Consider the following 12,924-nt stretch of genomic DNA (forward strand, 5'->3'; position numbering starts at 1 on the left):
ATGAAATTGCCGAACTGAGTGCCACCTTTAACGCTATGCTCGATCGCCTTCAGTCGGCGTTTGAGAGCCAGCAGGAGTTTTTGAAAGATGCGGGACATGAATTGCGAACCCCCATTACGGTAATTCAGGGTCATTTAGAAATACTTAAATATCGTCCCGAAAAACAAGAAGAAACAATCGCCTTAGTAACCGACGAACTCAGTCGGATGAGTCGTTTGGTTAACGACCTATTGCTCATCGCCAAGGTAGAACAGCCCAATTTCTTGAGGCTTAAAAGCGAAGAATTAGACTGGTTTACCGAAGAACTATATTTAAAAGCAAGAGCCATTGCTAACAGAGATTGGCGACTAGAATCAAAAGGCTTGAGTCCTGTGGCGATCAATAAAGGACGTTTGACCCAGGCGGTGATGAATCTAGTGCAGAATGCCGTCAGGCACACTCAAGAAAATGATACTATTACTCTAGGCTCGATAGTGCGAGGCGATTATGTCTACTTATGGGTGCGAGATACTGGAGAAGGTATTGCCCCCGAAGACCGAAAAAGAATTTTTGATCGCTTTACTCGCGCTAGTGAAGGAGATCGCTATTCTCCCGCAGAAGGCGCGGGTTTGGGTCTATCAATTGTCGAAGCTGTGGTTACTGCCCACAATGGCTGGGTGGAACTAGACTCAGAGTTGGGAAATGGTTCTACCTTTACGATCGTATTGCCGATCTCTCAGGAGATATTGAATGAATCGAATTCTAATTGCCGAAGACAACCCTCGCATCGTCGAATTCATCGAAGCAGGACTACAGTCGCACGGGTACACGACTCTTACCGCTAATAATGGCAGACAAGTAGCTAATGTAGCCAACAGCCAAGATTTTGAGCTTTTAATTTTAGATTTAGGACTTCCTGGAATGGACGGTATGGAAGTTCTCAGAGAGCTACGAGGACGGGGTGAAACCCTATCTATCATCGTACTGTCGGCACGAGATGGTTTAGATGATATGGTCTTGGGTTTAGAAAGAGGAGCGGATGACTATATTACTAAACCCTTTCGTTTTGAAGAATTGCTAGCCCGCATTCGCGTTCAGTTGCGTAAAGTCGATCGCTCAGTAGCAAAAGAAGAAACCAAACTGCAAATAGGCAATCTCACTTTAAATTTACTCACACGACAAGTTTGGCTCAAAGGGCAAGAAATAGAACTTTCAGCGCGAGAATTTATCCTTGCAGAAACTTTAGCACGCCATCCGATGCAGGTTATGAGCCGACAGCAGCTACTCGATCGCATTTGGGGATACGACTACGATCCTGGCTCTAATATTGTGGATGTTTATGTTGGTTATTTGCGAAAAAAGCTGGGTAATAATTTAATTGAAACTGTAAGGGGTGTTGGCTATCGTTTGCGCCCCTAATTATATGGTCGTTTTAATTGATTTCCTTACTATTTAATTTATTTTTTTGGGTGACTGGGGAATGGGAACAACAAAGTTAACGAATCATTACCATACTCCTGTCATAGTCGATCTGGATCGATAAGGTAAAAGAGAAAAAATAGATGTACTATCGATCATGAATTTGGTTTTTTTCTTAATTGTCGTGGCAGGTATTGTTTTATTGGTAGCACAGCAAAAAGGTATACTTCCTGCTAGTAAATCCAAAGGTAAGTTACCTCCAACCGAAAAGAATATTTTTAATCTAGAAATTGGCGATATTGTTCAACACAATGGTATTGATTGGTTTGTGGAAGGAAAGCTAATCTACAACATCAGCGAATATAACTGGTTTGAATATCTACTACGAGATGAAGATGATATTCTCTGGCTTTCAGTAGAAGAAGATGACTTTGTGGAAGTCTGTTTGTTTGAGGTTATCGACTTTCCCGATTTACCTTCCACTCTGCCTAAAGTCTTAACTCACCAAGGGATTGAATATAAACTAGCTGATTCTGGTACGGCGAAGATGATGCGCTTGGGAAATACTCTCAATCGTCAAGAACAAAGCTGTCATTATTTTGATTATAAAAGTTCTACTTCTCATCGTCTGTCAGTGGAGATTTGGGGAGAGGATATTGAAGTGTGTTTGGGTAATAAGATTAATCCCAGAAGCCTTAATTTTCTTCCTGGAGATGGTCAAAAGGTTTATGGGTAGAGGCAATAATGAACAACGGTTTGATTAGCTGTCTGTCTAATCTTTGGTTTAACTGCTGCATCGAGAGCATTTACAGTTCAATCGAAAGTATGTGTCGATTTTAAAATTATGACACATTTTATAATTATAGCGATCGCAAATTTAATAAATAATCCCCAAAATTTCTGTAGTTCGTTGGAGTGGGAGACTAAGAGAAAAGGAATATAAGTATTGGAAACCGTTTTTGAAAGGATATTTTATTGTGTCAATTTTAAAATTATGACACACTTAATTAATTATGGCGATCGCAATATTGGTTAGGTAATTACAAAATTTAGTTATAGATGGAATGAGATGCAGCGGAACTATAAACAACAGGTAATCGATTTTTTCAATCGAAGAACGGCATACGATCGTGAAGGGGATAGTCATCCTAAGGAAGCTAAAAGGCTCTTAGAATACGTTCCGTTGACTTCGGGGCAATCTTGTTCTAGATATTGCTACGGGTACTGGTTTGGTAGCAATTCCTGCGGCTCAGGCTATTCTCCCTCATGGTAATGCGATCGGAGTGGATATTTCCCCTGTGATGTTGGCTCAAGCTAAGAAAAAGATCGCCCAAGCAGATATAGATAATTTGGAGTTAATCGAAGCAGACATTGAAGCGATTGATTTTAATAACGAACAGTTCGATCGCATTTTTTGTTGTTCTGCTTTGGTATATGTTAGCGATATTCCTGCCATTCTCGATAAATGCTATGGCTGGTTGAAGCCAGAGGGGTGTTTTGCTTTTACCACCCCCGATCGCAATTCTTATTTGGCAGATCTGAGGGTTAAGCTATGTCGAGATTTATTTAATATCGAACTTCCTCATATTCTTAGACCTCTATGGACTCCAGAAAAGTGTATTTCTCTTTTGCAAAAGTCGGGATTTAAAAGTATTGAAGTCGAACAATATCCACAACTATATAGATTAACTAAAAGCTTAGGTATGGCAAGAATGGAACGAGAGTTTTACCCTAGAGATAATCCTTTATTGGATTTATCTGAAACGGAATTGCAGCTTCTACAAACTGAATTTCAGAAGACGATTGAGGAATTAATTGCCCTGGGTAAAGAATGGCAAGAGGCTAATAATTTGTATGTTAAAGCCAGAAAATAAACTAGTTTCTTTTGAAGATATATTTTTCATATCAGTACGAAAAATATTTAATTAAAAATTACTCAAACTAATGAACACCTATCATTATTCAGTCGATAAAATTTATTTTGATGGAAAATCATCAGAGTGGGCAATCGCATTTGATTATAGTTGCGATCGCCATTATTTTGGAGGTTGTATTTGCCTAATCCCCCTCAAATCTATATATAACTTGAATAAATCCTACTACCGATAACAGTAATTATCGGTAGTAGAAGAAAAGTGTCTACAGCGTCCACATCGTTTTGCGGAAAAATATAAGATCGGTTATATGTCAGAAAAACAGATAGCAGCTTTAAGCCAAGCTAGTAAAAAAAAGCAGCAAGAAGCATTAAACAAGACTAAAAACGCAATAGAATATTTAGTAGAAAATCATCTTAAAATAACTGTGAGATCTGTCGCCAAACAAGCAGGGGTTTCTGTTAGTTATATATATAAATATCCAGAATTAGTGAATAAAATAAAAGCTTTAAAAGAGCAACAAAAAAAGAAAATAAAACAAGGTAATGATTTGCCAGATACTTGTAGCGATCGGATAAATAAATTAGAAAGCGAAAAGTTAAAATTAATCCAAAAAATAGAAAAGCTAAAAGCTTACATCAAGAGTATCAAAGGAAAGAAAAGCTCTTTAAATCAGTTACAAATAGAGAATCAACAGCTAAAACAAGAGTTGGAATTTACCAGACAAACTTTAGAGGAGACGAGAAATTTTATTCTAAGTCGGGGTTATGATACCCAAGATGAAATAGAATTGGAAACGGCAAAAAAGGTAGCGCAAGAGATAGCATCCAAGAATACAAATGTCACAAAGATGATTTCTAAGAATTTCAAAAATGAAATCAAATGATTTTCAATAAGCTACAAATAAAAGAAGAAAATATTTTATTACAAAAAAACTCAGCTAGGGTTTTCTAAAAAAATACAGGTACTAAATGACCTGCAAAATTAAAAATTATAAATCCTGTATGTGTATCTTAGGAATGAATAACTGAGTGCAATCTAGCAATTTTTGATAAAGTATAAAACCGAAATTGCCGAAAAGCTATATCAAAATTAGCACCCTACCAGATTTTTAATGTCATCAAATTTAAGTTTGTCTCTACTGTGGTTTCCTGTAATAAAACAAATAATTGCCAGTCAATCTAAAAAAGGCGATCGCTTAATAATAACTATCGATCGCACTCAATATAAATTCCCGACAAAAAAAAGGTTAGTAATTAAACTAACCCCATAACTGTTACGGAAATCTGTAAATAATATTATTTTAGAAATCTAGAACTATTTACCCTTAGCCCCCTGCAACCGCAGGAACAATACTAACTTCATCGCCATCTGCTAAAGTGGTATCCGTCCCATCAAGAAAACGGATGTCTTCGCTGTTGACATAAAGATTGAGAAAACGACGGGGTTTGCCTGTTTCGTCGCAAATACGAGCTTTAATACCAGGACAATTATTTTCTAAAGCGTCGATAAGCTCGTCGATATTACTACTACCACTGCACTCGATCGTAGCTTGGTTGTTAGTAAATTTTTGTAGGGGTGTAGGAACTAATACTTTTACGGTCATGGTCAATATTGAATGATAAATGATAAGTGTTGAGTGCCAAATATTTAAACGTTAGTTTGTTGCCATTCCAAACGTTCTAGAGTGCGAGAACGTTCTAAAGCACGCTCGAAGCTTTCTAGTTTGGGTTCTATAATGAAAGGTTCACCGATATATCCTTGGACTGCTTCTTGAGTTTTCAAGCCGTTACCAGTGATGTAAACAACAGTTTTCTCATCGGGGTTAATTTTACCTGCTTCGACGAGCTTTTTCAGAACTGCAATAGTAGTACCGCCAGCAGTTTCGGTGAAGATACCTTCTGTCTCGGCTAGTAGCTTCATACCTTCAACGATTTCGGCATCGGTGACAGATTCAATATTACCATTAGTTTTGCGAGCTACATCTAAAGCATAGTAACCATCAGCAGGATTACCAATTGCAATGGATTTAGCAATGGTGTTGGGTTTGACGGGAGTAACGAAGTCTCTACCTTCTTTAAAAGCTTGAGCGATGGGAGAACACCCTTCTGCTTGCGCGCCACTGAAGCGGACTGTTTTTTCATCTACTAAACCAACTTTAATGAATTCTTGGAATCCTTTGTAGATTTTGGTAAATAGAGATCCAGAAGCCAGAGGTGCGACGATATGGTCTGGTAGTTGCCAACCCAATTGTTCGGCTACTTCGTAACCCAAAGTTTTAGATCCTTCGGAATAGTAGGGGCGAAGGTTGATGTTTACAAAACCCCAACCGTAAGTGTTGCCTACTTCAGAACAAAGACGGTTAACTTGGTCGTAGTTGCCTTTGACAGCCATCAAAGTGGGGTTGTAGATTAAAGTACCCAAGACTTTACCCGCTTCTAAGTCGGAAGGAATAAAGACGCAACAGTCCAATCCAGCATGAGCTGCGATCGCAGCAGTGGAATTAGCCAAGTTACCAGTACTAGCACAAGATACGGTAGAAAATCCCAGTTCTCTAGCGCGGGTTAAGGCTACGGATACCACTCTATCTTTGAAGCTAAGAGTAGGCATATTAACCGCATCGTTTTTGATATAAAGATTTTTAAGACCCAGACGACGAGCTAAACGATTGGATTTTACCAAGGGAGTCATTCCCGTACCTACGTCAATGGGGTTTTCGCTTTCTACAGGTAAAAATGCTTTATAACGCCAAATGGAGTTAGGGCCTGCTTCAATGGTTTCGCGACTGACTTGACGGCGAATTTCATCGTAATCGTACGCTACTTCTAAAGGAGAAAAAGTTTCTTCGCATACGTTCAGGGCTTTGAGAGGATATTTCACCCCACCTTCTTTAGATACTAGGTGAGTAAATGTTTTGCCCTTAGTGGTTTTGATTGGTGTCTGAGTCATTGATTTTTCTTTATTTCCGTCAACAGTGATTTGATAGTATCACAGCCAAAAATTATGAGTCAAACATACCCGACAATCTTAGTCGGGTATCAAAAATAGACCCTGAAATATATCTTTCAAGCTTTTTAATAGCTAGTATTTCAGCAATACTTGGTTCTGCAACTAAATTTCAACAAAGTCGTCGATAGTCAGATCTCCTGCACTAATATTATTCACAACTGCCAAAACTCGATTGTTTCTAGTAGCATCAACAATTACAACAGCAGTTTCATCAGAATTATTGCTAATTCCCAACTTGTCAAAAGTAAGAGAACCACTTAACCCCAAAGAGTCGATATTATTTCTAAAATCGGCGATCGTATCACTACCAGAGGTAGTTTCCAGCACAAAAATATCTGCCCCTGCATTACCCCTCAGAATGTCATTGCCATTGCTACCATATAAAAGAAAGTTAGATAAATTAGAACTAATGTCTTCAACTAAAGAAACAGTTCCCGAACTATTTAGCTGCCATAACTCATAGCCATCAGTACCGTCATAAGCACGAAAGTATAATTTATCTCCCACTGGGGTGAAATCGTTGGGATAAGAACCATCCGAACCAGATCTGATATCTCGAACTAGAGAAGTATTTCCCGAACTATCTACTTGCCATAACTCTTCGCCATTAATTTCATCCTTGGCACGGAAGTACATTAACGGGTCAAACTACTCTATATTTGATATCGGTTTTGCAATTGTAGTAGTTTGCTAGTTGCTGCTTGGCAATTATCGGCTAATTCGGCAAAGGTCATGAAGCGAATCAACTCTTTGCGTAGTAGATTTTTTTCTATTTCCCAGGTATCCCGATCCAAATTGGGAGGAATGACGATGGTGTCGTATAAAGTTGCTTGTTGCTTCTGAGGATGGGGACGTAATATTCTACCGCGACGTTGAATAAATTGGCGGGGATTGCTCGTACTAGCCAAAATAACAGCGGTTTTAATTGCAGGTATGTCTATCCCTTCATCCAAACAACGAATGGCAACCAAACCCTGTAATTCTCCAGACTCGAATTGAAGTCGTAGGTTTTCTCTTTGTTCGATAGGAGTATCGGTAGTGTAGGTATTGACGCGATAGCCCAATTCTTTTCCTAGTAGGTGGGTGACTGCATCGATTTGACGCTGGTTATTTTCTAGATATCCATCTCCACAATAAAATAAGGTGTGGCTAGTATCTAATCTGGATGACATTAACTCTCTTAAACTATCTAATTTATTAGCAGCCGTAGCAATCAGACGCGATCGCTTAGTTAGTAAAGAAGTCAGCAGGTTATTATCTTGGAAGTTATTTTGTTTGCTCAAAGCCCAGCCGATACGTTTGGTTAGGTTAGCATAAGCTAGGGCTTCGGAGTTGGTAAGTTCGACCAAGATTGGATAGTATAAATAGCGAGCTAATGCCCCCTGTTGGATGGCATCCCCCAGACTAAATTCTGGTTGAATTATCTCGCCAAAATAATTGAGTAAAGCTTCCGTTCCTAATTCGTCGTATTGTCGTTCGGGAGTTGCTGAAAGAGCCAAACGCAAGCCAATATTGCGGGGCAAACTTGCTTCTAAGCGACTCGAACCTAGATTGTGCGCTTCATCCCCAACAATTAGAGTTTTTGCAGGAAAATATTTAAGTTGAGATTGAAATGCTTCGCTAACGAAAGTTGAGTTGGTAGCAATGATGGTCAGAAAAGATTGAGGATGTTGGCTGCAACTATAGAGTTGATTGCTGAGTTCTCCTTGCCAAATACCAGAATTTCCCATAGCAGAGATCGCCCGAAGGGAAAACTTCTGACATTCTCTCGACCATTGATTGACCAAATGACGATAGGGACAAACTATGATTAATGCTTGTAAGCCAATTTGCTGGTATAGTTCGGTAGCGATCGCTAGAGCGATAATTGTTTTACCGCTACCCGTTGCCATTTTTAACGTTCCTCTTCCCCGATTTTCCAACCAATTAGCTACGGCTTGATGTTGGTAAGTTCTCAGAACTATGTTTTGGGGAAAAGCAGGAGTACCCGCACTACTATATCGATACCCCGAACTTTTTTCTTTTAAGCGACAATTTTGATTTTTATTGCGGTATGAAGTAGATAGCTGCTGCCAATCTATATAGTCCACGATTGAGCTTTATTTGCCAATGAATAATTATTCCTTATTCATTATTAATTAGTAAATCGACCTGCGATCTCAACAATTAAAGATCAATCATTTTCCCAGCGCAAAGCACCAATTAGATCGATGATGCGATCGCGCAATAGATAGTCGTTTCGTTCTAATTCTCGCTCGATCTTATGCCAGTATTGCGCTGGTAAATATTCACACAATATTCTTAGAGGTTGATCGAGAGAAACTACACCAGTTTCTACCAAATTAAATACTTCTTCTCGAATTGTGCCGATGGAATAGCGTTTAGTCGATACTGTAGATATCATAAAGCAGAGTGATTTTACTGATTGACTTAAAGGTATGTGAAAAAACGAGTCATTGAATCTGAATTCAGAAAAATTTAAACTATCTGGTTGAAAATTTTCCAGATGGATAATTGAATAAAACAGCAAGTGTTACAAAAAACACGGAATTGAACTTGCTAAACTGATATGATTAAGTGTTTTTACGTAGACACTAACAATCATATGCTTTTTAGTTATATTTTTCCAGTCTCTAATTATTAAGATTACTTAAACTTTTTTAAAGTTTTAAAAAATCTTCTAATTTAGGTACATTTACCCAAGATTGTCGATTGTAGGATTGATGAGTTAAATCCATCAGCAATTGAGAATAAACTCCTTCTTTTAAGGAAGGGACTAAAGATTTTCCCGAATCAATGGATTGTACCAGACGATCTACTACTCGAATAAAAGGGGCTAGTCTGCCATCGGTAAAGACGCGATCGAAGTCATATTTTTTGGGTACTGATACTTTTTTCAATGACTTTCCTGCGGGGGCAGCATATAATTCAAAACCATGAACGTAATCTTTTAAATTACTACTGCCCAACACTAATGTTCCTTTTTCACCATATATTTCTACCCAATGTCCTCTACCGCCATAGGTAACCGAACTAATAGATAATTGCACGGGAGTACCGTCTTCTAGTTCCATCATAATCAGACAAGTATCGTCGGCATCTACGGGTTTTATTTTGCCACCGTCGTTATGGTCTGGGCGTTCGGGAATTGCACAGTTGAGATAGCCAGAAAGACGAGCTACCGAACCAAATAACCAGCTAATATAGTCAAAAGCATGGGAAGCTACTGCACCTAAAGCACCGCCTCCAGCCTCTTTCTGAGAATACCAATTCCAATCTCGTTTGGGGTTAGCCCGACTAGTCACCAGCCAATCGATTTTAATCAATCTTTTCTTGCCTACATATTCATCTTTAAGATGTTCGGCTAAAAATTGCCAAGCGGGTACATAACGAAATTCAAAATCGGCGATCGCGGCTACTCCCTGTTGTTCTGCTAAATGGTATAGTTCTTTAACCTGGGAGGCATTCATTGCCATTGGCTTTTCTAGTAAAAGATGTTTCTTGGCTTCTAAAACTTGTTTTGCCATTTCGTAGTGTAAAAAAGGGGGAGTAGAGATACTGACTGCATCTACTTCGGGAAGAGAGAGGATTTTATCGAGATCGCTGTAGGCATAGTAGATTTTATTGGCATCGGCTATTTCTTTAGCTTTGGTCAAATCGCGATTGTGTACGGCTACGACTTCAGTGCGAGGATGGTGTTGAAAACCTGGAATGTGTATTTTTTGTCCGAATCCCGTACCGACTACTGCTACACCAATTTGATTGTTAGATGCCATTTTTTTATTTTGCTTGCAATCTTCAAAAATAATTTTATCTGCTTGATGTCGATTGGTAGCATTTATTTTAAGATTTAATCTTATTTAATTTGGAGTCTTAATTGCTTGAGAGTATGCTTGATTGATGATTTGCATTGTTTCTTCTGCTTCTATAGAAGAATTGAGATCGGGATGATATTGTTTGGCTAGGTTGTGAAAAGCTTCTTTGATTTTTTGATAGCTGGCATTAGGTTCTATTCCCAGAATTATCCACCAAGGTTGAGGTGTTTCGCGATCGATGGTTATTTGGTTTTTAATAGTACTTCTTTGCCAAATAATAATTTGGTTTTTGAGATTGCTAGTAATTAGATATTTACCATTATTATTAAAGACAATAGGACTGGAAGCTTCTAATGTTTGTAAGATATTTCCCGTAGCTAGTTCCCATAATTTAACGGTATTATCTAAACTACCACTAGCAATTGTTTCACTATCAGAACTAATAGCAACCGACCAAACTTCACTGTCGTGTTGGAGACAATAAACAAGTTCTAAATTATCTAAATTCCAAAGTTTGACGGTTTTATCTCTACTTCCACTAACTAAATATTTATTATCGGCAGATATGACTAAGCTGCTTACCCAGTCTTGGTGTGCTAATATCTCTTGTGGTTTGGAAGTAAGATGGTTTAAATCCCAAATTTTAATAGTGCGATCGCCACTACTACTAATTAAAAAGCGATCGCAAGATGTAATTGCTAAACTAAAAACTAAGTCTTCATGACCATTTAAGGTGTATTTTAAGTTTCCTGTAATAGCATTCCAAATTCTGATTGTTTTATCGCCACTACTACTAAATAAAGTATTACCATCATTACTCAAAATAAGAGAATGAATTAATCCATCATGACAGCTTTTATCGTATAAACTATTAGTAGTCGAAAAATTATAGTTCTTAGAAAAAATACGCTCTAAATTTGTAGTTGCCAAATTCCAGCTAGTTATATTTCTATTTTGATTTGCTCCGACAATAATGCGATCGTTAATAGTAATGCTATTGACTGGTGATGGTTCGTAAAATGAAGATAATATTTTTCCAGTTTCTAAATTCCATAAACTAGCAGTATTATCGTCACTAGCACTAATAAGATAGTTATTACTAACTGCTAAAGAATTAATTGGTGCGGTATGTCCTTGTAAAATTTTAGTAGACTTCCAAACAAAATTATCTTTTAATTCTATTTCCCAATTTTCAGATTCTATACGATCGGTATTATTAAAATTATTGTTTATTTCATCTTTTAATTGTTGTAACTCTGCTTCAATTTCTAGATCGTTATATTTTTGCTTCCAAGCCATTTCTGCAAAGACTGGCGATAGTTCTAACATCGCCTGAAAATAAGCCTCTTCATCAATAACTTTATCTTCCATACGGTTATAAACATCATCAAAAGATTCAGATCTAGATGAAGAATCGAACATCTTGGCTACTCCATAAATACCCAAGCCAAATATACCGCCCATAACAGACATCGAACACATTCCGATTCCGAAGGCACTACCCCCAAAACTAATACCTACACCTCCCAAGATTGCAGAAGTTCCAATACCACCAACTGTACCCAATCCCGTTGCTAAAAAAGCATTAGGATCTATAACTTTTATTTGATTGTTTAATTAATTACTTTTAAAACTAACTATAAAATGAATTATCGTTTTTACTATCAACTTGCCAATCTTCATTTTGACCGCCGATAATTAATTTATTAATTTGTACGAATTCTTGGCTCAATTGATTCATCGCATTAATCAGAACATCGATCGCAATCAAATCGCTAGTACCCAAATCGAACCAACATCTTCCCCATACGCCCAAATATTCTATTTCTCCCATATTGTGCATGGGAGACATCAAAGAACTGTTTAAATCCTCGCGATCGTATTCTAGATAGCTAATTTCAATCCCAGTATCTTGTACTTGTAAATTCTCGGCATTAAATCCCCCCAACTTACCCAAATAAAACCAAGAATCTAATAGTTCTTCAATGTATTGTTGTTCCATTCGAGAAGGAACTGTCGGAAATTCCAACCAAATCCACAAATCAAAAGGATTAAATTCTCTAAATTGTACTTCCATAGTTCGAGTTAAATAGTAGGCTTTTTACAAAAGTCGGGGTAAAGGGTAAAGGGAAAGGGGGAAAGGAATAAGAACAAACAAAAACATCATTATTATTAAAACACTTTTGTGTATCGGTCTAGTATCTTTAATTATAAATTGTTGTAGCTGCTATAACTGTCGATTAAACTTTATCATTGTGTATGAAAATAAAAATTTTATTAACCTCCTTTCAAACTTGGCTTCCCCACCAAAAGTCTAATTCTTCTGACGATCTTTTGTTAGCAATACAAAAGCTAGATTATTCTCATGATGCCGATTTATTTTTTCTCAGAAATCTGCCTGTAAATATTGAATTAGCCAGCCTACAAGTAATTAAGGAAATAAATCGCCTTAATCCCGATCTAATTATCTGCTGTGGCATGGCAGAAAAAAGAGAAAAACTGACTATCGAATCTCATGCTTATTGTGAAGATGAATGTTTGCATACTTCCATCGATTTAATTCAGTTAACTAAAAAATTGATGGTAACAGAAATTAGTCACGATGCAGGAAAATTTGTTTGTGAAGGATTATATTATCGAGTCTTAAAACACATCCAATCACAAGATATAGAATGTCATTCTATTTTTGTTCACGTACCTTTATTAGAGAATAATCATTTAGGTCTAATCTTGGGCGATTTTCAGGTTATCTTTTTGTTATTTGCCTTTAAATTTGCCAGTCTAATCCAGACAGACACAAATCTTAAAAACAACTAACTACTAACAAC

General features: G+C 37.4%; 15 protein-coding genes. 7 read left to right on the forward strand and 8 right to left on the reverse strand.

Annotated features, from left to right (window positions below; genetic code table 11):
• The 6 genes from AC33VI_RS00270 to AC33VI_RS00295 all read left to right on the forward strand — a co-directional run.
• A partial coding sequence (locus AC33VI_RS00270) for a sensor histidine kinase (protein ID WP_491780269.1) occupies positions 1 to 824 on the forward strand: 824 nt, incomplete at its 5' end.
• Positions 730 to 1,398: a response regulator transcription factor gene (locus tag AC33VI_RS00275; protein ID WP_491780270.1), complete on the forward strand. Its 669-nt coding sequence runs from the start codon at positions 730 to 732 to the stop codon at positions 1,396 to 1,398. The genes AC33VI_RS00270 and AC33VI_RS00275, both read left to right, overlap by 95 nt.
• A 157-nt stretch (positions 1,399 to 1,555) precedes the next feature.
• Entirely contained in the window at positions 1,556 to 2,134 is a 579-nt protein-coding gene (locus AC33VI_RS00280; protein ID WP_491780271.1) for a DUF4178 domain-containing protein, read from the forward strand.
• Between the two features lie 493 nt (positions 2,135 to 2,627).
• Positions 2,628 to 3,272, forward strand: a complete 645-nt coding sequence (locus tag AC33VI_RS00285; RefSeq protein WP_491780272.1) for a class I SAM-dependent methyltransferase — start codon at positions 2,628 to 2,630, stop codon at positions 3,270 to 3,272.
• Between the two features lie 310 nt (positions 3,273 to 3,582).
• Positions 3,583 to 4,158: a DUF6262 family protein gene (locus AC33VI_RS00290; RefSeq protein ID WP_491780273.1), complete on the forward strand. Its 576-nt coding sequence runs from the start codon at positions 3,583 to 3,585 to the stop codon at positions 4,156 to 4,158.
• A 228-nt stretch (positions 4,159 to 4,386) separates the two neighbouring features.
• Positions 4,387 to 4,545, forward strand: a complete 159-nt coding sequence (locus tag AC33VI_RS00295; RefSeq protein ID WP_491780274.1) for a hypothetical protein — start codon at positions 4,387 to 4,389, stop codon at positions 4,543 to 4,545.
• Between the two features lie 54 nt (positions 4,546 to 4,599).
• Here the strand turns inward: AC33VI_RS00295 and AC33VI_RS00300 are convergent, their stop codons facing one another.
• From AC33VI_RS00300 to AC33VI_RS00335, 8 genes are all read right to left on the reverse strand, one after another.
• Positions 4,600 to 4,878, reverse strand: a complete 279-nt coding sequence (locus AC33VI_RS00300) for a MoaD/ThiS family protein (protein WP_491780275.1) — start codon at positions 4,876 to 4,878, stop codon at positions 4,600 to 4,602.
• Between the two features lie 44 nt (positions 4,879 to 4,922).
• Positions 4,923 to 6,221 carry a threonine synthase gene (thrC, locus tag AC33VI_RS00305; protein WP_491780276.1) on the reverse strand — a complete coding sequence of 433 codons (1,299 nt, stop codon included), beginning with the start codon at positions 6,219 to 6,221 and terminating at the stop codon, positions 4,923 to 4,925.
• A gap of 162 nt (positions 6,222 to 6,383) precedes the next feature.
• Entirely contained in the window at positions 6,384 to 6,917 is a 534-nt protein-coding gene (locus tag AC33VI_RS00310; RefSeq protein WP_491780277.1) for a hypothetical protein, read from the reverse strand.
• 17 nt (positions 6,918 to 6,934) lie between these two features.
• Entirely contained in the window at positions 6,935 to 8,371 is a 1,437-nt protein-coding gene (locus tag AC33VI_RS00315; protein ID WP_491780278.1) for a DNA phosphorothioation system restriction enzyme, read from the reverse strand.
• A gap of 83 nt (positions 8,372 to 8,454) precedes the next feature.
• On the reverse strand, positions 8,455 to 8,685 hold the full coding sequence (locus AC33VI_RS00320) for a DUF4327 family protein (RefSeq protein WP_491780279.1): 231 nt from the start codon (positions 8,683 to 8,685) through the stop codon (positions 8,455 to 8,457).
• Between the two features lie 256 nt (positions 8,686 to 8,941).
• Positions 8,942 to 10,057, reverse strand: a complete 1,116-nt coding sequence (locus tag AC33VI_RS00325) for a Gfo/Idh/MocA family protein (RefSeq protein WP_491780280.1) — start codon at positions 10,055 to 10,057, stop codon at positions 8,942 to 8,944.
• 84 nt (positions 10,058 to 10,141) lie between these two features.
• The gene (locus tag AC33VI_RS00330; RefSeq protein WP_491780281.1) at positions 10,142 to 11,662 is read right to left on the reverse strand and encodes a DnaJ domain-containing protein; all 1,521 of its coding nucleotides are present in this window, start codon (positions 11,660 to 11,662) and stop codon (positions 10,142 to 10,144) included.
• A gap of 67 nt (positions 11,663 to 11,729) precedes the next feature.
• Positions 11,730 to 12,173, reverse strand: a complete 444-nt coding sequence (locus tag AC33VI_RS00335; protein WP_491780282.1) for a DUF3531 family protein — start codon at positions 12,171 to 12,173, stop codon at positions 11,730 to 11,732.
• Positions 12,174 to 12,355: 182 nt separating this feature from the next.
• Between AC33VI_RS00335 and AC33VI_RS00340 the strand changes: the two genes are divergently transcribed.
• Entirely contained in the window at positions 12,356 to 12,913 is a 558-nt protein-coding gene (locus AC33VI_RS00340) for a pyroglutamyl-peptidase I family protein (RefSeq protein ID WP_491780283.1), read from the forward strand.
• Positions 12,914 to 12,924 lie beyond the last annotated feature (11 nt).

This window comes from Waterburya sp., from assembly GCF_058530065.1.